General features: G+C 47.3%; 21 protein-coding genes and 1 tRNA gene. 2 read left to right on the forward strand and 20 right to left on the reverse strand.

Features of this window, described 5'->3' with window-relative positions:
- Positions 1 to 12: 12 nt before the first annotated feature.
- The 6 genes from ACHHZ7_RS19765 to ACHHZ7_RS19790 form a co-directional block, all read right to left on the reverse strand.
- Complete coding sequence (locus tag ACHHZ7_RS19765) at positions 13 to 354, reverse strand: hypothetical protein (protein ID WP_008321041.1); 342 nt, start codon at positions 352 to 354, stop codon at positions 13 to 15.
- A 568-nt stretch (positions 355 to 922) separates the two neighbouring features.
- Positions 923 to 3,082 (reverse strand): chemotaxis protein, encoded by a 2,160-nt coding sequence (locus ACHHZ7_RS19770; RefSeq protein WP_220708675.1) that lies wholly within the window; start codon positions 3,080 to 3,082, stop codon positions 923 to 925.
- Between the two features lie 48 nt (positions 3,083 to 3,130).
- Entirely contained in the window at positions 3,131 to 3,526 is a 396-nt protein-coding gene (locus ACHHZ7_RS19775; protein ID WP_220708676.1) for a hypothetical protein, read from the reverse strand.
- Between the two features lie 157 nt (positions 3,527 to 3,683).
- Positions 3,684 to 4,169: a hypothetical protein gene (locus tag ACHHZ7_RS19780; protein ID WP_220708677.1), complete on the reverse strand. Its 486-nt coding sequence runs from the start codon at positions 4,167 to 4,169 to the stop codon at positions 3,684 to 3,686.
- Positions 4,170 to 4,184: 15 nt separating this feature from the next.
- Positions 4,185 to 4,781 (reverse strand): hypothetical protein, encoded by a 597-nt coding sequence (locus ACHHZ7_RS19785; RefSeq protein WP_199986155.1) that lies wholly within the window; start codon positions 4,779 to 4,781, stop codon positions 4,185 to 4,187.
- Between the two features lie 290 nt (positions 4,782 to 5,071).
- The gene (locus ACHHZ7_RS19790) at positions 5,072 to 5,500 is read right to left on the reverse strand and encodes a hypothetical protein (protein WP_199986154.1); all 429 of its coding nucleotides are present in this window, start codon (positions 5,498 to 5,500) and stop codon (positions 5,072 to 5,074) included.
- Positions 5,501 to 7,546: 2,046 nt separating this feature from the next.
- On the opposite strand from ACHHZ7_RS19790, the gene ACHHZ7_RS19795 reads away from it, so the two are divergent.
- A complete protein-coding gene (locus ACHHZ7_RS19795) occupies positions 7,547 to 8,107 on the forward strand; it encodes a tyrosine-type recombinase/integrase (protein WP_201442723.1) in 561 nt (186 codons plus the stop codon).
- A 680-nt stretch (positions 8,108 to 8,787) separates the two neighbouring features.
- On the opposite strand, the gene ACHHZ7_RS19800 is transcribed toward ACHHZ7_RS19795, so the two are convergent.
- The 12 genes from ACHHZ7_RS19800 to proB form a co-directional block, all read right to left on the reverse strand.
- Complete coding sequence (locus ACHHZ7_RS19800; protein ID WP_008321059.1) at positions 8,788 to 9,180, reverse strand: hypothetical protein; 393 nt, start codon at positions 9,178 to 9,180, stop codon at positions 8,788 to 8,790.
- Between the two features lie 532 nt (positions 9,181 to 9,712).
- Positions 9,713 to 9,788 (reverse strand) — tRNA-Thr (locus ACHHZ7_RS19805).
- Between the two features lie 165 nt (positions 9,789 to 9,953).
- On the reverse strand, positions 9,954 to 10,418 hold the full coding sequence (locus tag ACHHZ7_RS19810) for an isoprenylcysteine carboxylmethyltransferase family protein (protein WP_060682703.1): 465 nt from the start codon (positions 10,416 to 10,418) through the stop codon (positions 9,954 to 9,956).
- A 265-nt stretch (positions 10,419 to 10,683) separates the two neighbouring features.
- On the reverse strand, positions 10,684 to 12,132 hold the full coding sequence (locus ACHHZ7_RS19815; protein WP_060682704.1) for an EAL domain-containing protein: 1,449 nt from the start codon (positions 12,130 to 12,132) through the stop codon (positions 10,684 to 10,686).
- Positions 12,133 to 12,644: 512 nt separating this feature from the next.
- The gene (locus ACHHZ7_RS19820; protein WP_060682705.1) at positions 12,645 to 13,340 is read right to left on the reverse strand and encodes a fimbria/pilus periplasmic chaperone; all 696 of its coding nucleotides are present in this window, start codon (positions 13,338 to 13,340) and stop codon (positions 12,645 to 12,647) included.
- Positions 13,337 to 14,944 (reverse strand): fimbrial protein, encoded by a 1,608-nt coding sequence (locus tag ACHHZ7_RS19825; protein WP_060682706.1) that lies wholly within the window; start codon positions 14,942 to 14,944, stop codon positions 13,337 to 13,339. Before ACHHZ7_RS19825 ends, ACHHZ7_RS19820 begins: the two co-directional genes overlap by 4 nt.
- Positions 14,945 to 14,954: 10 nt before the next feature.
- Entirely contained in the window at positions 14,955 to 17,447 is a 2,493-nt protein-coding gene (locus ACHHZ7_RS19830) for a CS1-pili formation C-terminal domain-containing protein (RefSeq protein ID WP_060682707.1), read from the reverse strand.
- 58 nt (positions 17,448 to 17,505) lie between these two features.
- Complete coding sequence (locus ACHHZ7_RS19835; protein ID WP_060682708.1) at positions 17,506 to 18,183, reverse strand: hypothetical protein; 678 nt, start codon at positions 18,181 to 18,183, stop codon at positions 17,506 to 17,508.
- Between the two features lie 52 nt (positions 18,184 to 18,235).
- Positions 18,236 to 18,823, reverse strand: coding sequence for a common pilus major fimbrillin subunit EcpA (locus ACHHZ7_RS19840; RefSeq protein WP_003830835.1), 588 nt, complete (start codon positions 18,821 to 18,823; stop codon positions 18,236 to 18,238).
- A 597-nt stretch (positions 18,824 to 19,420) separates the two neighbouring features.
- Entirely contained in the window at positions 19,421 to 20,140 is a 720-nt protein-coding gene (locus ACHHZ7_RS19845) for a Crp/Fnr family transcriptional regulator (protein WP_048226431.1), read from the reverse strand.
- Positions 20,141 to 20,418: 278 nt separating this feature from the next.
- Positions 20,419 to 21,669: a glutamate-5-semialdehyde dehydrogenase gene (gene proA, locus ACHHZ7_RS19850; RefSeq protein WP_048236044.1), complete on the reverse strand. Its 1,251-nt coding sequence runs from the start codon at positions 21,667 to 21,669 to the stop codon at positions 20,419 to 20,421.
- 11 nt (positions 21,670 to 21,680) lie between these two features.
- Positions 21,681 to 22,784, reverse strand: a complete 1,104-nt coding sequence (proB, locus tag ACHHZ7_RS19855) for a glutamate 5-kinase (protein ID WP_003031373.1) — start codon at positions 22,782 to 22,784, stop codon at positions 21,681 to 21,683.
- Positions 22,785 to 23,073: 289 nt separating this feature from the next.
- Between proB and phoE the strand changes: the two genes are divergently transcribed.
- Positions 23,074 to 24,129, forward strand: coding sequence for a phosphoporin PhoE (gene phoE, locus ACHHZ7_RS19860; protein WP_060682710.1), 1,056 nt, complete (start codon positions 23,074 to 23,076; stop codon positions 24,127 to 24,129).
- Between the two features lie 56 nt (positions 24,130 to 24,185).
- Here the strand turns inward: phoE and crl are convergent, their stop codons facing one another.
- Positions 24,186 to 24,587, reverse strand: coding sequence for a sigma factor-binding protein Crl (gene crl, locus ACHHZ7_RS19865; protein ID WP_008783790.1), 402 nt, complete (start codon positions 24,585 to 24,587; stop codon positions 24,186 to 24,188).
- Positions 24,588 to 24,644: 57 nt separating this feature from the next.
- Entirely contained in the window at positions 24,645 to 25,889 is a 1,245-nt protein-coding gene (frsA, locus tag ACHHZ7_RS19870) for an esterase FrsA (protein ID WP_048214870.1), read from the reverse strand.
- Positions 25,890 to 25,900: the final 11 nt, after the last annotated feature.

Raw genomic sequence — 25,900 nt, forward strand, 5'->3', positions numbered from 1 at the left:
TTTTTCTCCTTATTATTCTGCGTCCGGTGCGCTGGTACGGATTGCGCCCGTTTTGGTCAGTGCTGCAACAGCATTCGCGCCAGCAGTCGCACCCATAACAGCAATGATGGTGTCCTGTTTGATGTACACACCACGATCAGCAACGATGACATGAGCATCATCTGCCGCCCTGTGGTGGATCAGAACCAGCAGGCAATCATCCCCAGAGACATATGCAGCCCCAGCACTGGTAATGCAGCTACCCGGCTGAACTTCTACTGCCAAATCAACTGTAATTGTCTTGCGGTCAAAGTTTGGATCGACTGCATACGCGATCACCGAATTGTAAGAACGTTCTGTTGTTCCCATTTTCATATAATTAACTCCCGTTAAATTTCACATAGCTATGTAAACAAAAGGCCAGCGCCTGCTTGAGCCGTAAACGGCGACAGGGCCAGCCTTTCGAATAGGGTTTTAGCACCCGCTAATTGCGGGCAGGAATGAGGAGGTGGCAACGCTCCAAAGATGGGCAAGGAGACCCAAAAACACTGCCACCTGATGTTGTTTAGTGTCCAACGTGACAGCCCGACGAGGAGGACGGGACTTTGGCAAACCCCGATCCGGGATCGGAGAAATCTGGATGCTGATACTTCTTGCTTTTCTGAATACAACCAGCGGCTGGCTAAAACCTTCCCGTGAGAGTCGATCATCCGGCGGTGAATCATGGATTCATCACATAGTGACCAGAGGTTGCGGATTATTGGCTGTATTTAGAAAAGGGCCGCGTGGTGAACTCAGCCACTTTGATATAACAAGGAGAGGGAAAACAATTGTCAGCAGTAATTTCCCTTATAAACTATTTTATCATGAACAATTTACTTTTGCAACAAAGACTTGGCGATATTGACGGAAAATCAGATGGTTACCGTTAAATCTGATAACGTTACTGAGGGACCCCGAGAATAAGGTTCGTATTGTAGACTTCATTCTCTCGGATTTTTGCATCAATAAGACCTTTCACAGCCCCGTCATTGATATTAATGTCAACATCCTGATGCAGGCTGAGGTCTGCTGTCCCTGTAACACTGACAGGGATCGGTCCTCGTGTTGCAGTATCCGCAATTGTGGGGATTGAGAATGTTGGTTTAAGCAATGGTTGCGGTTGCTGGCCCTGATAGTTCAGACCAGGAACATTCAACGCTAACCCGTCCCAGGCAGTACCTGTGCCAATATTGTTAGGCGAAGAGCTGTCAAGCCACGGGTAAATCTGCTTAAGGGTCTGGCCTATGGTGCGAGGGTCGAAACCCAGATTATCTTTTACCCACTCGGCGGCTGCATTGCCTCCCTCGTCTACTGTGGTGTTGTAAACAGCATCCGGTAACGTAGCCCCTTTGCGTAACTCAGCACCAATGCTGCTGGCCCAGGCTAAGATATTGGTGGTCAACTCACCTAACGACTGCCCAAGATGGTCAGCGATAGGGATAAGGCCCGTCATGCTCTGTCGTAGGGTGTCCGTGTTGGTAGCATATTGTCCCAGCCCCTCAACGAATGAGGCGCTGAAGTGGTCAGCGAGGCTGGTTTGCACTCGGTTGTACTCAGCACCTAATGCCGCCAGCTTATCCAGGTTGGCCTGCTGTGCATCAGACAGGGTCCAGCCCTCAGAGGCCAGTTGCCGCATGCGGTCAATAACCCCCCACCCTTCATCATCAAACACCCCGAGGAAAACGGAACCATCATTCACGGCTTCGGCCAGGTGACGAACCGCGTTATCAGTCCATTTGAAAGTCTTCTGCAACTGTTTCAGGTACAGTATGAATTCAGGAAAGTTCATGGTCTGAATCTCGCCAATCACTTTCTGGGCTACCTTCTGGTTCCCGTTAGCGGATTTCAGCACGTTATTAATGATATCGGCAAATTCACCACCGCCAGAGAAAGTTACTTCGCCAGTCTTCTTGTTGCGTTTGAAAGAACCAGTATTCAGCAATTCTCCGGCTTTTTCTGTCGTATCCTTGTTCAGATCAGCCAGTTTATCAGCGCTTAGCGAATAACCCGCCCTGCTCATAGCTAAATCCTGGATAGCTGCGAACTCTAATTGCCCCAGACCATATTGCTCTAGTTTTTTACTATCACGAGAGCGCTCAAGGCTTCCCTGAAGCGTCTGACCAACACGGGCAACCCCCATGCTGCCGATCAGTGTTGCTCCACCTATTGCACCTCCGGCAACAATCCCACCACCAATACCGCGCCCTGTCAGCCTCTCAGTACGAACACGACCAGCACGAACACCTGCGGCTTTCTGTTCACGGGTGATACGCTGTTGCAGTCGAGCCTGCTTGCGTAATTCTGAGGTTATACGGGCCATTTCGAAGCGGGTCTCTTCTACCGTGTAGCGCTCTTCTTTCTGGGCTTTTAGAGCTTCTTTTGCAGCACTGATCGCCTTATACCGTGTTGCTATATCAGCCCCGTTTACATTAGCCAGGGTTAAGGCCGATTTGCGAAGAGCATTGTAATAAACGACCTCCCGCTTTAATGCCGCTTCGCGTTTCTCTTCAACAGCAATAAGGCGTTTCGCGGCTACAATATCCTCGGAGATCCGTTTATGGCCCCGGTTCATGGCTGCTGTCTGTGCTGTTGCTAATCCCGGCTCTGGTGCTGTGCCTCCCATATTGGGGTTGTACATTACCGCACGACTGGCTGCTGCTGCCCGAATCCTCTCACTGATACGGCTCAGACGGAGGTCCTGACGTGCACGGGCCTCATCCTGAGTCAGCGCCTGTGCTGCATTCTTCGCAGACAATGCCGCCATTTTTTTATTGTGGGCCAGTTCCTGATTGACAATTTTTGCCTGCACTTGTGCCTGTTTTTGTTGCTCTGCAACCAGACGCTGTTGCTGCTTTATTCTTGTTGTATGGGCTTTAGCCGCTGCTAAAGCAGCCTTGCCTTCACTCTGGGCAGTGCGTTTCTTCGCCGCCTCCAGCGCTTTAGCGGGCTTCTCCTGGGCTGCTTTCAGGCTCTTAATGGCCTTGAGTGCCTTACCGTAGGATGTTTTATCTACGGACCATTCCACCATGTTGATGGTTTTCGTCACTATAATGTTAGCCATTCTTGCCTCCTTTGGAGGTTTGACGCTTGGTCAAAACACTTTGTGCCATTAAACCCCCTGCGGTTTGATAATATGCCCATAACGTTCCCGATCATCAGCGACCAGTCTTCGACAAGCGACCTTTGCTCTTTCGAGCGCATCAGGATCGATATCATGAGGTTTGAAAACTCCAGCATCAGCACCCAACATCTTGATAATTTTTGTTTTGTTGCTTTTTTTATCAGTCGTTTTATTAACTGATGAGTCTGTAGGAGCTTTGAGGCATTCCAACCCGTTAGCGGGTTTGCCTTCGGCAAATCGCCCTCGAAGATATTCGGGATGTTTCCTCAGAAATCCAGAGGTGACGCTTGCGAGGTTTTCCCGCGCCTTCTGTAGGGTGTACTCTTCCGGTGTCATACCGTGCATCGCTGCAAACAGAGCATTTTTAATGCTGTCCAGTGTCATTGGTGGTATCTCCAAAGCAAATTATGGAACAAGCCAATCCCGGACAACAGACAATGGGCGACCATTGCCAACACGGGGATCAGCGATAAGTATTCAAGATAGCGGCCTAATGCATCGCAGAGCGATTAACGGCAACCGTTAACCCACTGGTGTGGTGTCAGTGCAGGCGGGGCGCTTTCTGCTTGCGGTGTGCGTGACGGCTGAGAGTTTTTCTGTACTCAATAACCAACGGATCAGCTTCCTCCGGGAAACGAGCCATAATCTCAGCGAGTGGGATACCTTCATTAGACAGGTAGCGCACAACTGTAAACAGCGGCAATTGCAGATCAGCGCAGATGTTTTCGAGCATCGCGCTGGATTCGAAATACTGACGTACAGTGACCCCGGTTACGTGCTGGCTGGTATGTTTCACTCTTCGGAAACGTGGATTCCAGGTCTTAGCTAATTCAGCAACAAAATCAGGATCGAGTCTGAGGATTAGGGCAACTCTGCCAGAAGTCATGCCGTGCACAAGAAGAGTCTTTGCGGTTTTAAGGATCGATTCATCCCTGCGTCGATTTTTGAAAAGACGCTTTAGTTTATCGCTTTTCACGGTTTGAAAGCCGTGATCTGTCTGGCTGTCACCAGCTACTTGCTCACACAATTCAATCCTCCATCATCAAAAAGGAATTGATTCCATTGAGAAATCTTCCTCTGAATAATCAGACACAGGTTCAGATTTTGAAAATCCAGATCGCTGTTCAGCTACAGGTGCAGCAGGTTTCACCACGCCAGACTCCAACACATCAGGCTTTTGTTCATTCTTACCGCTTTTAACTTTCTGATTTTTTGCGATGGTAACAACAGCCTCACCTTGCTGTGATTTTCCCGCATTAAGTTCAGTCAAAATGACGTCAGGATCTTTTACGGTATAGTCAGTGTAAGAAATTTCTTTGCTTCCAGGTTTGCGGAATAAGGTTGCAGTAATCCACCCCATTTTCACCAAAAGTTTGACCTTCTTCTGAACGGTTGAAAGGCCCATGCAACAGCAATCCGCAATGTACTGTTGGGGAGGACGGATCTCCCCTGTCGTCTTCTTCCACCCAAGCAGATGACTGTAGACAGCCATGATCTCAGGGCTGTTTTGTACACCATTAAAGCGCTTGATACGGGCGACAGGTATCGACCAGTAAGAAAAAGTGTCGATGGTAATCGGTTTGTCTTCATTCGGCTGCGGTAAAGATTCGTAGAGCTTAGTTTTTACTGTCTCGGTCATTGTTCTCTCCCTGTGGGTTCGTCTGTTTTTCGTTACGTTTCTGAATGTGTTTCGCTAGGTTCTGGCACATGTTGCGGATCATCCTAGGAACAGGCATCCCCAAACGATCCGATTCTTCACGTAGAATTGCGTATGTTTCATCGTCTAGTGACAGTTTCATCTCAAAATTCCCTCCGAATGCATAAAAGTCATCGCTCCTGCTATCGCGGATGGCGATCAGGAGTAAGAAGCCGTGTTTGCGGCGATTTCGTTTGGTGGCGTTGCTGCCAACGGGGTAATGCAGAGAATGATTATTCGGTTGTGGTCAGTTCTGGAATGGGTTTTCCGGTAATGCCTTCGAGTTCGCCGCCAGACTCAATGATCTTAAGCAGGAGGATCTGCTTATTCATGAGCCCGATACCATGAGAGGCGTAATAGACACGCCAGGCAGACAGCACAGGTTCGATGATCTCCATTAGATCCCTTCCCTTTGCTAACTCTGCTGAGTAAGGCTTCAGGATATCCCGGATGATTTTTGCATTCTTAGCCTGCTGGCGCAGACTTTTGATGATATTCATAGCTTCACGAGTTGCCGGGTATAGTTTGTCTGCTTTCTTGGAGCCGCCAACGCGGGTTCTGAAACTGCGAAGATTTACTAACGAAGTGATTTTGTTGTCGATTGCAGAAACAATCTCTGAGGCGGTAGCGTTCGAAAAGTCGAACAGGACTGGTTTTGTCATCTAATCTCCTATGTTGTTTTAATGTTTCCTTTTCTCAAGGTATGAATATATTATGTCATAAATCACACTTTTGTCAAGCTTTTTGTTGCATCACAGATAAAAGTGTGCTAGCAACATTTTGACTGGGCCGCATAATTCCATAAAGCAACATACAATGTCATTAGCAATTCGTGCTTAATTTAATTATATATATTGCATTCTTATTTTAGGTAGGAAATAATTCAAAGTTACACAAATAGCCTATGACGCGTTCTAAGCGATTCCAAGCCGTAGGCAGTACCTATGGGTTACCTCTACCGTTTAAATGCCGTGTAGCGTGTCTGATGCGCTCTGTGAGCCTCCTGTTATCTAGTCTTGATTGTCCGTTGTCAATCAACGGTCACAACAATCAAGATGAATCGGGGATTCACCGCATAGCGGCTTTGTGAAGTCTGAGGGGGGGAGTTACGTCGCGTTTAAAGCTCCTCTGCGCCGTGCTCGATCCACATTTGACTGACGCGCTAGCGCTTGTCTCCCACACATGCTGGCGGAGCCTTTGGGTTACCCGAATCCATGATTGGGATATCCACACACAGAGACAGACCAAAGGTCTGTTGATGGGTGGGGTTATCACAGAATGGGTAATGAGGGTTATAAGGTGTGACTGTTCACAGGCATAGCTTATTACCACACACAGATCTGAAGTGGCATAGCCACAGATGTATCATGCAGGCTTGCCTGCTAATTCTTTAAACACACTAGTGAACACCAGTTCACCCGGCCTTTGACCTTAAATTCCTTTAAGATCTTATAGGTGTTTTTATTAATGTTTTTATGATGCTCTTATACTACGTCTCTCAGAAGACACCCCCCCCTCCAGTAGAAGACACCCCCCCTCCAGTAGAAGACCCCCCCCCTCTGACAGAAGACACCTTGACATGTTCGACCACTCAGCCCTGCACCAACCAAACCATAAAAAAGCCTTTTTACTAAGATCTTTTAAAGATCTAGATCTTAGGTTTTAATTATCTTTATTGTATTATTCTTTATTATATCGTTGGACACCCATGTCCAGGGTGTGTGGTCATCAGTGTCCAGGGTTGGTCAATCTTTAATCACATCGTCCTTTGGTATATACAGGCTGGTTTACCACCAAGGAATAATGAAAATAAATCCCCGGAAATAGGCCGTTAATCAACCGAATTTCGTCATTAATCTGACCTTGCATCATGGCTCCGCCTGTCGGATGTGGTGACAGTTATGGTATCGGATACATAACAGAGCCAGTAATGGCACGGCCTCGTCAAATCTGTCACTCAGGGTGTGGCTAAACACAATCACCGATCCACCCTTCCATACCGAAAAAATAAAGTTTCTTCGTAGAAACAACTGAAAACCCTCCATTTATAGGCATGGAGAGTCCTCAGCGAGGCGCTGTGCTATCAGTGAGTCAGTCACGATTGTGTGGAGATAACGCCGCTACAGGCTTCTGGTATCGCCTATGGCGATTAGCAACAAGGTTGCTAACCCGACAACGGGTAATGGTAGAGCATACGGGGCTATTGGCGGGACTGCTTGCGCTAATGTGGGAAAAGGTACGAACGGCGACGGCCTAGCCGGGAGAAAATCGCCCGTTGGTGGATGATGTTGTGGACTGGTGACGGATATGAGAACTCACCTATAACTTACACAATATGAAAGTGTAATATAGCAACCCATTGATTCTTATAGATTGCATTGTGGATGAACGTCAAAGAAGTGTCTAAACGCTGTCTTATGCATCCTTTATGCACGTTCTATGCATCTGTGGTGTGTGTGCAAAGAGTTACCTTGCGATATTTTGAAATAATGGTTCATTTTTATTGACACACTCTCAGCCACGCCTAGCACATCAGCCCATACGCTGAGATATTTTCCGACACTGGAACCTGAAGAGTAACCCCAACTTTCATTTCTTTCCGGGCGGGGGAGCGGGTTAAATCACATATAAAAAATCCTTTACAATGATCACTTTATGATCAATATTTACCTTGTAACTTACATAACGAGATAACAGCGAGGGACGAAATGAAGAGAGTCGAGCCAGTCAGGGACAAAGAGAAGATCGCAGAAGTTGAGTCTCTGCTACGTAAACACAATACAAGCCCGATTTACGGTGATTTGTGGGTATTCCTGAACCAGACAGCGGCGCGAGTTGGTGATGCCCTCAGGTTACGTTATGCCGATTTTAACCACATAGAGGGGAATGTGTTAAACCTGAAGGAGCAGAAGACAGGGAAAATCCGCTCGATCATGCTGACTGCCAAAGCGCTTGAACTGGTAGCACAACGTCGTGCTGACAATCCCGGTCATGAATATCTATTTGAAGTGGACAGCAACCGGGCTAAAGGAAAACCGATCAGCCGTGTGACGGTCTCAGCCAAGTTTAAAGAGGCCGGGGATATGCTCAACCTTCACATTGCCGCCCACAGCCCCCGCAAGAACTTAGGCTACCACGCTCTAAAACGTGGGGTAAGTCTGCCAACACTCACTAAGCTGTACGGGCATAGCTCACAGGCTGTTACGCTGGCATACTGCGGGATTATGGAAAAAGATATCGAAGACGTATTCCAGACTATCGACTACTGATGACCGTTTACGATTTTGCTTTGCAAATCGCAACGCGACTACTGAGGATACTACTTTGAAGAAGTTTTTACTTTGTGCTTTGGCCCAGCTGCCAACCCTGACAAACGCCGGACAGATCACTCTGGTATTGGGTGACGAACAGGAGACTGACAACGCGAAGATCTGCGTATACAGCAACGCTAATTACACCGAAACCGTAACGATCAGACTGTCCGAACAGTGCAAATACACTAGGACATTTGAGGAGGACTAACGATTGACTAAGGAAGAAGAGCCGATCACCACTTTCATGTGGTGTGGCACAGTGGTGAAAGTGTACAGGCAAACGGTGAAGTTTGCAGGGACGACGATACAACGGCATTTATTGCCGTCCAATCTTAGAAGAGCAGTTGACCAACAAGTAACGTGTGATCTACGTAATCAGGTGGCAGGGGCCGCCAACCACCAAGAAGCCAGCCCCCACCGTATTCAACAAACCCAACGGAGAGTTAGAGATGCCGAATCAGCACATTATGGCGTTAGCGCTCGCGCTGTGCAACGCAAGCAACGGTAGAACAGTCCGAATCCCTGCTATGACAGGCAGCCAGCTACATTTGCTTATGATGTGGTTACAGGCTTTGAAATAATCGAGGGGGCGCAATGCCCCTTTCTTTATTTCCCTAACGCCATTTGGCTGGTGATTAGTTGGCTTCGCAAGTCCCGTAGTATTGAGACGCTAAAATGCCATCAGGATAAACCATACTCCTGCTATGCACCGACTCGCCGTTAGCCATCACGGTTGTAACCGTAACATTACCTACAGGTGTAGTTTCTATGAAAGAGTTTCCACTTACCCCATTGGGGACAGGTGTCACCTCCACAGAGCTAACATTCCCAGTCATGTAGACTTTGTTTGTCTTAGTGTCGATGATAAACGAGAAGACCATAGGGTTCTTTGCTTCATGAAGCCCCTCGTGATCACTGTATTTCGGGTAAACACATTTGAGAGATTGAGTCTCTGCCTGAACTTCAAAAACAGCAGCCCCCAGAATAGACAAAGCCAAACACTGGCAAACCAGACGATTGATCGCCATTCATAACCTCACGAACATCATTAATTTAGTCCTGCCAAAATACTCTGTGCACCGATTTTAGACAATAGAAGCCATAAAGCCCCGTTAGTGGTAAGGAGGCAAGCGGAGCCGTTAGGCGACTACATCAATGTTCAGAAGGATCACACCTTATCAGGGTGCTCGTGTACCGTTAGGAGCGTGAGCGAAGCGCTGGCAGAGCCGGATCTGTAGCTACCGGGGCATTACCACTATTCACCTGTTTACGCAGCCGTAAGGCCGCACATCGGGCTTAAATGCGTGTGATCAATCTGTTTCGGGAGGATTTAGAGACGTTGGCAGCGTCATCAGCTTCGAGTTGATAGCGGTTCGTGTGGACTGTTCGCGCCTTGTACCTGTTCGAGCTTTACAACTACAGGCCGCTACGTGCTAACATCCCTGAATAGCCACTGTTAACCATAGCGGCAACTGTTGGTCATAGAATCCCTTAAAAAAAGATCGTAGCTTGAGAGCTAAATACTCTGCAAGTTGTTGTTTTTAATGGGATTTGTTGTGTTGGTGCCGATAATAGGAGTCGAACCTACGACCTTCGCATTACGAATGCGCTGCTCTACCAACTGAGCTATATCGGCCCTGATAAGGACATGCCCACGAATGTGAACACGGGGTAGAAGGTTAAAACTAACCGGGCGATGCGTCAATGGCCTTGCGAATCAAACGCCTATTTTTGCATCATCCGGATTCAATTACGCACGAATCGTGTCGTCACAGGCGTCCTTGTACGCGGCAAGGAAATTCTATAACCAGCGGCGAACACGCTGCTCATAGCGTATCCATTCCGGCCCGAAATGTTTTCGCAGTTGTTCCTCTTCAAAATCAATATGTAATCTGGCAACCACCAGCATAAACAGCAGTGCAGCCAATATTCCAATCAGGCTACCAACGTAAAGAGCAAAAGCTAACTGAAGTCCACTCATTCCAAGATAGATTGGATTGCGGCTCCAGGCATAACATCCGCCAGTAACAAGCGTGGTCGATTTCTCTGCATGCAGTGGGTTTAGCGTCGTACGTTTCTTCCGCATCTGCCACGCGGTATGCAGTATCATCGCCAGACTGACGCTAGCCAACAATGCACTTATTACGATAGTCACCGCGCCAAATGTGAAACGCGGGATCGCCGTCAACGCATCCGCGATGAGGAATAATAACAGGATGAGTGGTGGTGGAAGCCAGACTCTTAATTTTGTCAGGAAATGACGCATGGCTGCGGGCAAACCTCAGTACCTGTTTGATTAACGCTGATATCACTATAAATACCCCGTTTAAGATACATAAACAAATGGTGCGTACTTCACTGTAGGACTTTTTACTTAACCAGACAGAAAGGCAGCGATGCAAAGACGCCCATACCAGAGGCGTCTGCCCCTGGTGTTCAGGAAAAAATCATGCTGCAGGCCATGTCAGCTCAGAGCACATACTCGTTTAAAGGTTTTACCCTTCATATGTAAAAACCGTGTCAAAAATGAATTACGTAGATAAAGGTGAATCCGACGCTGATTCAAACAAATCTACAGACTGCTGGTAATACCGGATAAAATCATTAAATGTCACTGGCGGTAGAAACTGATACCCCTGCAGATAGTCAACATTATTTTTTCCCAGCCATTGTTGCTGATAGTCATTTTCAACGCCCTCAGCCACCGTACGTAACCCCATAAGTCCTGAAAGGTGAGTAATTGACTCGAGCATAGGGATATATTGATCAGCCTCTTTAATTTCCTTAATGAAGCTTTTATCAATTTTGATTACATCAAGGTCTAACTCATTGAGATAGCAGAGATTAGCGTATCCAGTACCAAAATCATCCAAAGCGAACAAAACACCTTTATTTCGTAACGAACGAATAAGTTCTTTGATTGCAGGAGTGATCGTGAACGTCTGGTTCTCTGTTATCTCTATCATCAATTTTATCGGCAGACCTTGCGTTATCTCCATAAAATTAAGGCATTCCCAATAGAATACGGGATTATTTAAACCTGACGGACTGACATTAAAAGAAACGAACAGAGTTTTATTAATGCTTGCGCCTCCAGAGACCAGATTGCGCGCAACAGCGGTCATTAAATAGCTAGTTAACTCATTGATTAAGCCACTTTTTTCAGCCAATGGAATAAACTCTCGCTGAGAAATAGCATAGTTATGTCCCTGTGGCCAACGAGCCAAGACCTCAACACCACAAACATCGCCCCTGATATTCACGATGGGTTGAAAATAAGGAATGATCTCCTCATTCCTTATTGCCATACTCAGTCTACTAGTATCCGAAACATCATATGCGTCAGTGTAAACTGTATCCCCATTCACATTATTATTGATTATAGAACCTTCATTTAATAAATTATTTCGGGTTAAAAAGATAACAGTTTCATTAAAATTGGAAAAGCCGAGGCGAGCAGTAATTTTATCCCGATATCGATACACTGACTTAATTGTTAGAGAATTAGCAATACAGAAATCATGCAGTTTTTCTTTTGTGAATGATGAATACAGCATTTCTTCTTCAAATTCAGTCAAGTTAAAAGTAAACATCGGTGAATATTTATTGACCTCCACAACTTTGTTAGGTGCCAATAAACTCTCTTTTAATTGAGCGATCAGCTGCTCCGACAATTCCCCCCCATTGATAAAGGAATATTCTTCATATCCCCGATTAACAGACAGGGTTTCGCACATCCGCAGAACAATACAGTGTATGTTGATGAACTGTGTACTGTTTCTCTGAAGCCATTTTTTGACCAATAATAATGGCAACCGGTTATCGATCACCAGCAAGCAGGACGGATATTGCGACATAACTGACTGCGTGCCAGAAATAAATGTCCGTGCATCGATCAATACCAGATTTGGAAACCATGCTTTTATTCCTGAAAAAAGGAAAGTATCATAACTGAGCAGAAAAATTTTTTTCGTATTCATAGTTATCACCAACTTAAATTTATGGCATAGCAGGTCCCTCGCTCTATTCACGAGAGAATATACAACACCTTCGACCTCCAATAATCATAAGGCGATTCGTGATATAACTTTATCCATATGCCATATCACGTAAATTCAGAATTTATAATCACAGTTATCCATATGAGTATTCTCATCACACCGTAAGTTCCATTTAAAAATTGAAAAAGAAAAAACACCATTTCTTAATCAGTACAAATCCCTTTACTCACTTTCACTTCATTACAAAACAAAAAGCTATAAATACAAAATTTACAAAACATATAACTACAATGACCAACAGAATAACATATTATCGTAGTTTATGCTGACCGACAAACTAAGAGAGGATGTCGTAGATCTTGTATTAATAAACATTTCCGGCAATTTGCACGACATATTGTTTCATCGACTCTAAACTTATTGCTACATTTTCCATAGCGAGTGACAGTATAGGTTCAATATATAATCAGTGCATATTGGTTCAGCCCCCCCTAATGATCAAGATTTAAGCAACCCTGACCAACGGGTAGGTATTTCTGCAACGCTACGATAAATTTCCGGTTTTTTGTTTTCAACTCACTACTATGCCAGGTTTCCCCCGGTAACACATAACGCATGGTGGCTTCATCATCAGTTGAGTGACACCCCTGGTGTACGATAATTTTGAAAAAAGTATTCCCTGTGTTTTTCAACGTCCCGTTTATCTCATCAATGGTGTAGGCCAGGTTCATTTTCCTCGGACGAACGACCAATATGGTATCCATAGCGATAACCGGGAGAGCTTGTCCGCCTTTCCCTTGATTACGCTCGGTAAACAGCGTTATCGGCATTTCACGAAACAGTATTCGGTAATAGCGTTCTTTATCATCCTGCGGGCCACGATAGAAAATCTTAAAAAACTCACTTGCCTGCGGTGCCAGTGAAAAACGGAGCGGAGTAAACAAAAGTTCGCCTTCGGCAATAGCACTTCTGTTTTCACCTCCCGGTCCCGGTTTATCTATTTTAACTGCGCTAATACTGTACACGTTCTGTTTCTGGCTATCGTTATAGATTCGTTTACTGATAAATGATTTATCCGATGGCATCTCATAAATAGTCGACTCCAGGTAGACGGCCTGTGCGGAGAACACCGCCAGCCCGGAAAGCAAGGCCAATATCCATCTTAGCGCCAAACGACAGTGGCTCATGGTGTCACTCCCACCCAGTTCGCCGTCACTTTTATCTCTCCGCTGGCACTGACAACACCTTCCCAATCCGCACCGGAAACGGTCAACATCGAACGCGAATCATTCATTGGGAAAAGCAATTTTAAATCAGTCGCAAAGTAGCTTCCATCATCTGTATTATTTGCGTCCCAGGGCGTCTGTTGCCATTGTGCATCTCTCATGCTGATTGCCGCTTCACTACAGCTATTTCGTTTCTGTACCACGCCACCCGACTGACTGTTGTACTGAAGGAAGGCGGGAATGGGGACAGATAACCCACCTTGCGTAGAGGTGAACAGGCAATAAGGCACATTGTTTATCGTCGTACTTTCCCCAATAACTTGTGCGGTAATGCTATCAGCCTGACGAGGCCCCGAGACCGTCACGGTGTAATCCATCTCAATCGGAGCGGTCTCGCCAATTGTGCCGCTGCCGCTTGCCGAGGTGCTGTTATCCGATGAGATAATACTGATCCCATATTCCTTAGGAACAATATTGAGCTGTAGCGAAGGAGTAAACTGGTAATACCCCGACTCTGGCGTCACGCTATTTGTAAAAGCAAATGTAAATGGTTGGCTGTTGGTGATACTGACGCCACGATCCACCATATTTTTCAGGAATGTTTTCGACAGAAAAACATAGACATACTCACCACTATTACTAAAAACATTATAATAAACCGACGTCGAGCTAAAGTTAGTCCAGGTTTGACCATCACCAGAATATTTTATTGTGGCAGCCGCAGGCGTAAAACCGAGCAAACCGCTATCCGCGTACATACGAATACGTAGTGAAGCCGTCAGATTGCTGGTTTGATTTAAATTATATGAAATCATCTTACAGATAACGCCATCTTCACGACTGACCACACCCAGCTCACAATAACCACTGTCTTTAGTGATGCTCGGGGTGCCATCACTGGCAACCCATAACTCCTGAAATGCATTGGTAGAAACCAAAGATAAATGACCTATTTTATTTAATGTATAAGGTCTGATATACCAATTACCGCTGCTCTGGTCTTTACAACGTTGCCCAGCCGCATAATCATAGTCAATCGTGGTTCGACAAAAATTAAGGTTATATGTCTCTGCGCTTCCGACCGACATATTGCGGAAGTATTCATACGCCGAGTCTGTCAGCGATGCAAAACCATAGTACCCACCGGCGATTCCGGATCCGGTTGCTTTAGTGTGATAAAAACCAAATTGATCGGTTAGCTCGGCAGCAATATAGCCAGAAGCTGGACAATTAGCGCCAGTGGTACAACGAATCCCCCGAAATGGTTCACTGATTGGCGAATTTTCAATCCACATATCCTTGTAATATGTGGTATTGGCTACCCAACCAACGATACCCATATATCCCAGGCTATCCTGGTCGTTTCCATATTTTACCCAGGTGTTCGACCCACTAATGCGAGGATCGAGGGAGGACGGGGTAATAAAGTATTCGTTATCAACATTGTTTTCTATAAACAAATAGTTGTTGTTGACCGCCGCCTGAGTGGAAGCCGAGAGTGCCCAGGCGGATGGAGATAACGCGGCAAAGACACAGCCGAGAATAAGGGAAAGAGATTTATTCATTATTAATACCTTATCGTTGTGCCATCGTGGTTTGCGTTGCACATTTCACATCGCCAACCCACGCAGCGCCGCGTGCTTTTTCCAGATCCAGATCGGCTTCACATACCCTGCCATTGGCAGAAATTAACGTAATAACTGGATACTTTTTATCAATATCGATAGCAAACTCACCTTTTGCATCCGTACGTGTTTTACCGATGTGGTTATGAATATCGGTATTTGCAGCCAACTGTCCATCGGGATAACGAATGCGACCGAATACGGTGACCATGCTTTTCACTTCAGGGTTGATAACTCCCACGTTACCCGGATATAGCGTCAGCTCCTGTTTGCGTCCTGAAACAATATCGAAGCTGTCCTCAGAATTTTTATCATTGAGGATTTCCAGCTTGTACTGAGCATAGGGCGGCAGTGCAATGAAATTTGATTTACCGCTGAGACGATAATTGCGGTTATTAATCTTCGCAGCCAGTTTTCCCTCGCCGGTCAAATCTGTTTTTACGATAACGCCAGAACGCTGTCTCTCTTTACTCAGACCAAAGTCTTTACCTGCCCATGCCAGAGAACCCTGGGAAGAGAAGTTCATATTGGTGGAGTTGTCAGCAGAACGCGTTACCGATACGGTGCCAGCGTTATATTTCGTGTCATAACTTAGATTGCCGTTTACCGAATAATTATTGTCGTAATACTGTTCACCACTCAGACGCGTTGATGCCGATAATCCGACCGATTTAATCGGCCCTTCAGCATACTGTTTTCGTGCACTGAGATTACCCTGGGTGCTGCCATAGCGATCTCGGGAGACGCCCATGCTCAACCAGGTCGCCAACGGCAACGATAAGTCCAGGCTGACATAACGTTCCTGTCGCCCATCGTCATTTCGGTTGTTGTAGTAATAACGCTGAATTCCTGCACGTAACCCAATCGTGGCATACCTTCCCGAATAGAGTGTCGTGTTGTAATCCAGATTACGGTATTTATTGCCTGAGTAACGATTCTCCGTCTGACTAACAGTGAGTGAACCACCATGAGGAATAAACTTTCCGAGGTTAAGAGTTCCGCCAATGGAATAGTTATCACGCTCCTGCATAGGCAAGCGATCGCCAATTTTACTGTCTTCACGAGATGCCCAAAGGGAACCATATCCCTCAGGGACATTGAGATTAATGTTACTGATGTTTCGCCATGATGAATCGTTCGCTACCAACATCTGATTGCCAATACTGACGTATTCATTCACATTCAGCGTGACATCCGTTTCATTAACCGCATTGTTATCAAAACCGTAGATCGTTGATTTCAGGCCCAGTCCCGACAATATCGCCAGCGTCACCGATGCGGCCCCCCCGGCAATCCAGGTCTGCTCATTACCCAAATCCTGATAGTGGTTACGCTTATAGCTCACCCGATCATAATCCAGCGAACCACCAAAAAACTGCCATGAGAGCTGATGAACTCCGGCAGCTTGTTGGCGAGCAAAGATCTTATTAACCCGGCTGACACGACTATTAATTGTCCGCCCATTGACCACGATATCTACCGTGACGTCGTACACACCATACGGAAAGCGACTGGTATCAATTTCATAGCTGCCCATATTAAAGTTCTGCACGCTGAGCAAACGTCCATCGCGGAAGACATGAACCTCACCAGCGGCTGGCAAAAATACGGTAATCGGCGTGAGTGAAAGCGCGGTATTCTCAACAACCGTACTTCCTTTGTTCCCGTAGCTCGCACCGTAAATTTTCCCACCATTCAGCGCATTCAGGCTGGCAATAGACTGGACATTCCATGTATCAAGCATCCCCAGCGCCAGTCGATACCCTTCATAATCGCGCTCATACATCGCACGATAAAGTTTACTGGTACCATTGCTGTCACCGATACCGTAAAACGAACCGTTAACATTAATGTGGTGCTCCCGCAGCGATGTTGTATTGTCCATCGTCAGATAGCTGCGGGTACTGCTGCCATTTCGGTAATCGTTGTAGTAGGTACCAAAGTTGTAGTTCAGGACGTTAGACAGAGTTTCAACGCTGGAAGGCCCAAGCAAGCTACTGCGCGCGACAATCGCTTCAGTTAACGCATCTTTGCTGACAATCATCTCCAGGTGAAATGATGAGACATTAAGTTGCAGTCGAGCATCATCTGACAGTTCAATATTCGTATTATCGTGAAACTTTACATCACGGATTTTTTCCACTAACGCGCGGGTTTTCTCGGATAACACAGCATTATTGGGCAATTCAGCAAGAGTCAGTGCTTTAACTGTAATATTGCCATCAACAAGCGAAATCACCGCATCGGCAATTTTTTGCTGACTTTTCTCATCAGTCTCGTTGTAACGGATATAAACCGGCACCGTCATTCCCTGCTCCAGTGAACGGGCGAAAGCGCTGGGAATAACGTAATTACCCACTTTTACTGGGGCTGCATGTGAAGTTCCTGGTGTCAGCGCAAGAAAAAGACAAATGCTACCGCCAACAATATATGTTGTTGTCATATGCATCCTTACAATCCGGTATTTTTATTTTTCCCGTACAGATGGCTGCTATTGACCATCACTTCACTGTAATAAACTGCTTACCGTGCCAGATACCGATGCGTGAGCGGCTATTACTAATGTCGGTGAACTGCAGTTTTATTTTTGTACCTGGCATAATGTAATAACGTTCACGACAGCCCCGCCCCTGATCGCGAGCATTATCTTTGCAAGCCCCATAGGCGATTACTCGAAATGAAACATTGCCAGTATTGCTAATAACATCACCATTACGGTTATATTCAAAACGCTCTTTTCGCGGCGCAACGACCAGGATTGTGCCAATTTCTGCTGACGCTGTCGCAACAGCTAATTTATTGGCCCGGGTTTCCGCGCTCTCGGTGACTGGCTCATCTATCCATTGCAGACGATAATAACGCTCGACATCATCAACTGGCCCTTTATAAAAGAAGCGAAAAACATCCTTTGCCTGACCAGGCAGAATTAGATTGGCAGGCGTAGAGAGTAATTCCCCGGAATTAACGGGTTTTATTTCGACTCCGCCCGCTAAAGGTGATGACAGTTGTTTTACCGATACGCTGACATAACGAGCCGAATCTGTCGTATTAGTGATTTCTTTCGATAATGAACTCTCAGTAGAAGTCATTATCGACGTGATATCACCGACGTTAATTGCCCAGCTGGAAAAAGATATTACCAACCCTACCAACATTGCTGCCGGTAAATATTTATTCATGACACCATTCCTGATAAGTTCGGGAGAAGTTCTCCTCCCGAACTTTTATTTCTTAGGCGGACGGAGTCGTCCAGGTTGCATTGAACTGTACTTTTACATCCCCAGTCCAATAGCCGTCTGGCAGTGCAGAGTAATCCGTTACCGGCGTGCTACCATCAGAAGTCGCAGACGCAATGGTGAATTTGAAGTTGGATTGATCGCTGACGCGGTCAGCACCGTTGTAAGCGCCATCAGCCATCAGGCTTTCAAGACCAGAAGTCGAGCTGGAATTTACCAGGACAGTATCTGATGAATTAGTCAACGCGGTGCCATTCCATGCCACCCCTACGTTCAGGGTAGACGCATCACCACTGGCGTTGGTCAGAGTATTGCTAATAATCTGAGCGGTCAGTTCAAAATCAGTTGCCGTTTCCTGGCCCTGAATAGTCACATCAAACGCGCCATCCTGGGAGTTGAAGCCATTCAGACCTTCCGCATACTGGAAAGTCAAAGAGTTCAGCGGAGTGACGACCAACATGCTGGTGGTATCTTTTGTTGCCGTCGCGTCCCACGAGGCCGTTGCAGAAGCAGTGACATCTGCCATTGCATTTGCCGCAACAAATACAGACGCCAGAGAGGTCACTAATAATAATTTTTTCATTTTTATCTTCTCCTAAGAACAAACTCACCACCGAGTCTTATTATTAAGTCACTCCAGCGGTTCCATTAATTGCGAGCCAGAATTGCCGCGCCCAAAAATTATCATTTGAATTAAGTAACATCTCAACAAACCCTGAAACGCAAAAATTACAAAAAGACTAAGAATTTTCCCACCAAAACGATAATCTAAGAAGTCTCCTAAGTTTAATTTACTTAAATAACACCATGAACCAGAACTATCACCCAAATAAATAAGACAAATCAAACAATTCATCTTTTTTATGTTTTTGATAAATATCAAAAAGATCATACAAATACCACGAGAGCAAAACCCTTACAAAACATAAAGATAATTAACACCTCCATAGTTTCTCTATAATGCTTATTATTTGTTGCAATTATGCTAAATTTTTAACGCCGCAAGAAAATTCTCATGATATATCCATTTGCGAGGGAATATTCTTATAAAAAAACATTCACCTACAGAAACTACATTCTAATTGATAATTATTTGACAAAATTAAAACCAGGAATTTTCCATATAAAATGAATATTCCTGGCTTATCAGGAGAGATAATGATTATCGTTAAATAGAAAATTAGATAAAACGTTTTAAACCAAGATAACTATTAATAGTTACGGTACGTACCCTATGTAAGGTAATCAAATTCTGCTGTTCAAGAGATTTTAATGAGCGGCTAACGGTTTCAATTTTAAGATCGAGATAACTGGCAATTTCCTCGCGAGAAAATGGCAAGCGAAGCGTCGTTTCTGGCCTGCCGATGCGCAAATGCATCTCGTAAAATTCCACCAGGAAAGCCGCGATCCTGGCCTCAGCATGTTTATTCGCATAGCGCCGCAGTTTTTCAACAATGAATCCATTATCCCTGCAGAGAAACTTGATGACTGCGGCAGCAACCGAAGGCTCCTTCTCTGCTACCTTGAACAACCGCGCAATATCAATGTGGCAAACTTCCGCAGCCGTTGCCGCCTGGATAGTTGTCAGGTACTTCCCCCCTTCGACAGCATCCAGCGCCATGATATCTCCCGGAACATAAAAGCGGCTGATAAAAACGTTATCGCCACATTCCACGCTGGACTTGCAGTACCCCTCATGGATAACAAAAAGCATATCCGCGGTTTCATCCTGCCGAGCGAGTATCTCCCCAGCTTTAAACCGCCTTCTTTTGTCTATTAATTTGTATTGATTATCACGATCAATCGCCGCTCCCTTTGGGCACAGCGAACAATGACGGGGAGGAAACGGGTTGCCAAGCGGCACAACAGGAATGCTAAGTTTGTGAATATCCGATTTCACGCAACAACTCCTCATAAAAATGAGATTGATTCTAATAGATCGGGCCATGGGAACAATACGTGAAACGAAGACCAGGAAAATTCATGCAGGCAGGGAAAATTCTGTGATACGCCGCCTTTCTGGCGTCAGAGAATGCATAGGTCAGATCCAGACTGGTGCGGATGATGTTAAAAACGCAGGATAAAAAATGCGGCAGCGGGGTGAAGGTTAGTATTAACTGGGTGAAGCCTTAATAGCCTTTTAAATCAGATGGCTATTATTGCATCACCCAGTTTCAATTACGCACGAATCGTGTCGTCACCAAAGCCAACCCACTTGTATGTGGTCAGTGCTTCCAGTCCCATTGGGCCACGAGCGTGCAGTTTTTGCGTGCTCACCGCCACTTCCGCACCCAGTCCGAACTGGCCGCCATCGGTAAAACGAGTAGAGGCGTTTACATACACGGCAGAAGAGTCCACTTCATTCACGAAACGGTTGGCGTTGCTGAGCGTGCGCGTCAGTATGGCGTCCGAGTGCTGGGTACCGTGTTCGCGAATATGGGCGATAGCACCATCCATATTTTCGACCACCACAACGTTCAGATCCAGAGACAGAAACTCGTTATCCAGCTCTTCCGGTTTTAGTGGCACCAGTTTGGCAGGGCCATGCAGAACCTGCATCACAATTTCATCACCGTGCAGCGTAACACCGCTATCCGCCATCTTTTGGCTTAACGCAGGCAGGAAACGCTCAGCAATATCCTGATGCACCAGCAGAGTTTCTACAGTGTTACAGGTGCTTGGACGCTGGGTTTTGGCGTTAACGATAATCTTCAGGGCCGGGGCGATCTCCGCGGTATCATCAACATAAATATGGCATACGCCAATACCGCCGGTGATGACCGGGATCGTCGACTGCTCACGGCACAGCTTATGCAGACCCGCGCCACCGCGAGGGATCAGCATATCGATGTACTTATCCATCCGCAGCATTTCAGCGACCAGCGCGCGGTCCGGGTTATCAATTGACTGTACGGCAGCCGCGGGTAAACCGCAGGCTTCCAGCGCCTTTTGGATAACAGCCACGGTGGCGGCGTTGGTCCGGTAGGTCTCTTTCCCACCGCGCAGAATCACAGCATTGCCGGTTTTCAGGCACAGGGAGGCAACGTCAACGGTGACGTTTGGACGCGCTTCATAAATCACGCCAATCACGCCCAGTGGGACGCGACGACGCTCCAGACGCAGACCGCTATCCAGCAGGCCGCCGTCAATCACCTGCCCTACCGGGTCGGCAAGATTACAGACCTGGCGCACATCGTCAGCAATCGCTTTCAGACGCGCCGGCGTCAGCGCCAGGCGGTCGAGCATCGCTTCGCTCAGGCCGTTGGCTCGCGCCTGCTCAACATCTTGTACGTTAGCGCTGAGGATGCTTTCCGTTTGCGCTTCCAGCTCATCAGCAATGGTTTCCAGTACGCGATTTTTTTCGCGACTGGAGAGCAGCGCCAGCTTGTATGACGCGGCTTTGGCAGCAATGCCCATTTGTTCCAGCATATGCCTGTTCCTTAACGGGTGATCATGTCGTCGCGATGGACAGCAACCGGACCGTATTCATAGCCCAGGATGGTGTCGATCTGTTGTGAGTGGTGTCCGGCAATACGGCGCAGCGCGTCGCTGTTATAGCGGGTGACGCCGTGGGCAATATCGCGCCCTTCGAGATTGCAGATGCGGATCACTTCACCACGAGAAAAGTTACCTGTCACGCTTTTAATGCCTTTTGGCAGTAATGAGCTGCCGCGTTCCAGAATTGCTGCGGTCGCGCCCTCATCGACGGTAATCTCTCCGGCAGGCGGAGCGCCGAAGATCCAGCGTTTACGGTTCTCCAGTGGAGAGGCTTGAGCATGAAAACGCGTCCCAACGGAAACGCCTTCCATCACGTCGCCAATCACGCCCGGCTTGCTGCCTGCGGCAATAATGGTGTCGATCCCGGCGCGGCACGCGACATCGGCTGCCTGCAGTTTTGTTCCCATGCCGCCGGTTCCCAGACCCGAGACGCTATCCCCGGCAATGGCGCGCAACGCATCATCAATGCCGTGCACGTCTTTAATCAGCTCAGCCTGCGGGTTGGTGCGTGGATCGGCGGTGAACAGCCCCTGCTGATCGGTCAACAGCAGCAGCTTATCGGCACCGGCCAGAATTGCCGCCAGCGCGGAGAGATTGTCGTTATCGCCGACTTTAATCTCAGCGGTCGCTACGGCGTCATTCTCATTAATGACAGGAACAATGTTGTTATCCAGCAGCGCGCGGAGCGTATCGCGGGCGTTGAGGAAGCGCTCTCTGTCTTCCATATCTGCACGCGTCAGCAGCATCTGCCCGATATGAATACCGTAAATCGAGAATAGCTGTTCCCACAGTTGAATCAGTCGGCTCTGCCCGACCGCCGCCAACAGCTGTTTCGAAGCTATCGTTGCCGGGAGCTCCGGGTAACCAAGATGCTCACGTCCGGCGGCAATCGCACCAGAGGTAACGATAACAATACGATGCCCTGCGGCATGGAGCTGCGCGCACTGGCGAACCAGTTCTACGATGTGGGCGCGGTTCAGGCGGCGGGATCCGCCCGTTAACACACTGGTGCCAAGTTTTACCACCAGCGTCTGGCTGTCACTCATGATTCTCTGCCATTCAAAATTGGGGAAAATGATATCAAACGAACGTTTTAGCAGGACTGGCCCCGGTTGCCAACAACCAGCGCACAAAGCATGAAATTTTATTGCGCAGGATCAGCAAGCGTAGCGGCAGATTTTGACGCATTTATTACAGAAACAAAAAAACATCCTTTTTTAAAAATATTCTTACTTTGTCATAAAACGTTCATTGCCAGACGTTAAAAACCCTCCTGTCTTTTAACGGGGATCACACCCAGTGAATATTAGCGCGTACTTTTAATCAGGAATGAAAATGAAAAAGAGCACTCTGGCATTAGTGATGATGGGAATTGTTGCGTCGGCATCCGTACAGGCAGCGGAAGTGTATAACAAGAACGGTAATAAGCTGGATTTGTACGGCAAAGTAAAAGCCATGCATTACATGACGGATTATGACAGCAAAGATGGTGACCAAAGCTATATCCGTTTAGGTTTTAAAGGTGAAACGCAAATTAACGATCAACTAACCGGTTATGGTCGTTGGGAAGCAGAGTTTGCCGGCAATAAAGCTGAAAGCGACTCTAACCAACAAAAAACACGTCTGGCCTTCGCCGGTGTGAAATTAAAAGATTTTGGCTCGTTTGATTATGGTCGTAACCTGGGCGCGCTGTATGATGTGGAAGCCTGGACCGATATGTTCCCGGAATTTGGTGGCGACTCCTCCGCACAGACCGATAACTTTATGACCAAACGCGCCAGCGGTCTGGCAACTTACCGTAACACCGACTTCTTCGGCGTCGTGGATGGCCTGGATCTGACCCTGCAATACCAGGGTAAAAACCAGGATCGCGATGTGAAAAAACAGAACGGCGACGGTTTTGGTACTTCTGTTACCTATGACTTTGGCGGCAGCGATTTCGCGGTGAGCGGCGCTTATACCAACTCCGATCGTACCAACCAGCAGAATCTGCAAACTCGCGGTACGGGTGATAAAGCTGAAGCCTGGGCAACCGGCTTAAAATATGATGCTAACGATATTTATATTGCGACGTTCTATTCTGAAACACGCAATATGACGCCAATTTCCGGCGGCTTCGCCAATAAAACACAGAACTTCGAAGCGGTTGTTCAGTACCAGTTTGACTTTGGTCTGCGTCCGTCACTGGGTTATGTGCTTTCTAAAGGGAAAGATATTGAAGGCGTCGGCAATGAAGACCTGGTGAATTATATCGACGTGGGCGCAACGTATTATTTCAACAAAAATATGTCCGCGTTTGTTGATTATAAAATCAACCAGTTGGATAGCGATAATAAACTGGGCATCAACGATGATGACATCGTTGCTGTCGGTATGGTCTACCAGTTCTGATATAGCATAAAAAATGCCGGATGGGGTTGCGCCGCCATCCGGCATTTTACTGTTCATTATGCCGTTAACTTAACCGGTTCATCCTTAAAGTCGTCAGCAGGTTCCAGCGCCAGATTCAGCGTCGTTAACAAGCCACGTAATTTTTCATGGAATTCACGTAAGGTGTATTCCAGTCGCTCTACCACTTCAGTCTCTTTCACCGGCACCGCCGTCCAGTTACCGTCTTTATCAAACAAACCAAACTGATAGCTGTACGTGAAACGTTTTTCCTGCGCCTCCAGTTCCATCCACCAGCCCCAGAACTCGCGTTTCTCAGGGGCGGGTTTCACGTTGACGCAAACAGCCAGACAATCGAAAAAAAATCGATTATCTTCGCACTGCCCTTCCCGGATGTACGGGCCAAGCGCGGTGAATTTCTTGATCAATCTACTTTTCGGATGCCCACTCGGTAACGTCATTACGATCTCCTTAGGTGAAGCACCTGTTTTACCAAATCGCTAAAATTTAGCAAACTTTTAACACAATCTCTGATTGATCCAACCGGTTATTTCCTGCAACCCTTTGTCAAAATTGCGATACACCGGGTTGAAGGGGATCTCCAGTAGCTTACCGTCTGAAGATGAAGATGTGATTAAACGTGACTCTTCTTCCGGGCTAAACGGATCGTTCTTCCAGAATCCCGAGAGCATTGGCGTCGGGCAGCGTCGCCCCAGCAGGCCCTGCACTTTTAATGAATAGCGATTAAGCTCAACGCGCAGCGCTTCATCGGAGGCGTCGTGCATCCCCAGGCGGCTAGCCAGTACATCAAGGTACATTTCCGGGACGCTCGCCTGACGCTGCGGGTCGCTAAGCAGCGCATGAACCACAGGCCCCAGACAGGCCACCGCCTTCAGACGCGATGATTCCAGATACGCCAGGCGTACCGCCACGTTAGCGCCAAAGCGGAAACCGAAGGCTGCCACGCGGGTGTGATCCACCCAGGGAACATTAGGCAGCGCTTTTAATACATGCTGATGCAGCAGGCTGGAATCCTGAGTCAGTTTCCATTTTGACGAGAACCCAACCGACGGCATATCCAGCGTCAGCATGGCTATACCCCGTGGGGCAAAATAGCGCTCATACAGGGTGTAGTAATCCGTTTGCATGGAATCGAGGCCACCACACATCAGCACCGTCGGGAACGGACCGTCACCTTTTGGCATATGTAAGAAGCCGGTGATCGGCGCACCGCCAGCGACGGGAAACTCCATCTCACGCAGCGTGCCCGGCAATCGCTGTGCGGCCTCTTCATAGGCACGATTCGCCAAAGCCTGTGCCTGCTCTGCCAGCTCATCGCCTTTCAGGTGTGGGTAAGCGGCAATGTTGTACAACGTAGACGCATGCAGCCAGTGGCGTCCGCTCACCTGCGGATCCTCTTCCATAGACGCTTTCTGTTGCCAGTCCATCGCCTGCTTCGCCCACTCATAGATCCAGTTCCCACCGCGATAGCCGATAACCGTATCGTAGAGTTCTTTATCTGTACGCTCGGCTTCGCTCATCACGATACGTGCCTGCACCTCAAGGATTTCGCGCGGGTCGACGCCGCGCCAGATCCACATCAGGCGATTCACCATGCGATACCAGTGCGGAATGGTTTTGCCATCCAGGGCAGATTGTACGGACGGCTGCGCGCCGTGATTAAAACGACGAACCAGTGTTGACGTTTCAGGGTGTTTGAAGCGGGGTTTAAACAGGACTTCGCTGAGGTTAGCCTGTGACATGATTGCAGCCT

This window comes from Citrobacter freundii complex sp. 2024EL-00216 (genome assembly GCF_043945515.1).
Classification (GTDB): domain Bacteria; phylum Pseudomonadota; class Gammaproteobacteria; order Enterobacterales; family Enterobacteriaceae; genus Citrobacter; species Citrobacter portucalensis.

Excerpts from the sequence above, each read along its gene's own strand:
- ACHHZ7_RS19770 (WP_220708675.1), bottom strand. The coding sequence starts at position 3,082 with ATGGCTAACATTATAGTGACGAAAACCATCAACATGGTGGAATGGTCC.
- proA (WP_048236044.1), bottom strand. The coding sequence starts at position 21,669 with ATGCTGGAACAAATGGGCATTGCTGCCAAAGCCGCGTCATACAAGCTG.
- ACHHZ7_RS19835 (WP_060682708.1), bottom strand. The coding sequence starts at position 18,183 with ATGAATAAATATTTACCGGCAGCAATGTTGGTAGGGTTGGTAATATCT.
- ACHHZ7_RS19830 (WP_060682707.1), bottom strand. The coding sequence starts at position 17,447 with ATGACAACAACATATATTGTTGGCGGTAGCATTTGTCTTTTTCTTGCG.
- ACHHZ7_RS19800 (WP_008321059.1), bottom strand. The coding sequence starts at position 9,180 with ATGGCGATCAATCGTCTGGTTTGCCAGTGTTTGGCTTTGTCTATTCTG.
- ACHHZ7_RS19825 (WP_060682706.1), bottom strand. The coding sequence starts at position 14,944 with ATGAATAAATCTCTTTCCCTTATTCTCGGCTGTGTCTTTGCCGCGTTA.
- ACHHZ7_RS19790 (WP_199986154.1), bottom strand. The coding sequence starts at position 5,500 with ATGACAAAACCAGTCCTGTTCGACTTTTCGAACGCTACCGCCTCAGAG.
- ACHHZ7_RS19815 (WP_060682704.1), bottom strand. The coding sequence starts at position 12,132 with ATGAATACGAAAAAAATTTTTCTGCTCAGTTATGATACTTTCCTTTTT.
- ACHHZ7_RS19785 (WP_199986155.1), bottom strand. The coding sequence starts at position 4,781 with ATGACCGAGACAGTAAAAACTAAGCTCTACGAATCTTTACCGCAGCCG.
- proB (WP_003031373.1), bottom strand. The coding sequence starts at position 22,784 with ATGAGTGACAGCCAGACGCTGGTGGTAAAACTTGGCACCAGTGTGTTA.
- ACHHZ7_RS19775 (WP_220708676.1), bottom strand. The coding sequence starts at position 3,526 with ATGACACTGGACAGCATTAAAAATGCTCTGTTTGCAGCGATGCACGGT.
- frsA (WP_048214870.1), bottom strand. The coding sequence starts at position 25,889 with ATGTCACAGGCTAACCTCAGCGAAGTCCTGTTTAAACCCCGCTTCAAA.
- phoE (WP_060682710.1), top strand. The coding sequence starts at position 23,074 with ATGAAAAAGAGCACTCTGGCATTAGTGATGATGGGAATTGTTGCGTCG.
- ACHHZ7_RS19840 (WP_003830835.1), bottom strand. The coding sequence starts at position 18,823 with ATGAAAAAATTATTATTAGTGACCTCTCTGGCGTCTGTATTTGTTGCG.
- crl (WP_008783790.1), bottom strand. The coding sequence starts at position 24,587 with ATGACGTTACCGAGTGGGCATCCGAAAAGTAGATTGATCAAGAAATTC.
- ACHHZ7_RS19765 (WP_008321041.1), bottom strand. The coding sequence starts at position 354 with ATGAAAATGGGAACAACAGAACGTTCTTACAATTCGGTGATCGCGTAT.
- ACHHZ7_RS19820 (WP_060682705.1), bottom strand. The coding sequence starts at position 13,340 with ATGAGCCACTGTCGTTTGGCGCTAAGATGGATATTGGCCTTGCTTTCC.
- ACHHZ7_RS19795 (WP_201442723.1), top strand. The coding sequence starts at position 7,547 with ATGAAGAGAGTCGAGCCAGTCAGGGACAAAGAGAAGATCGCAGAAGTT.
- ACHHZ7_RS19810 (WP_060682703.1), bottom strand. The coding sequence starts at position 10,418 with ATGCGTCATTTCCTGACAAAATTAAGAGTCTGGCTTCCACCACCACTC.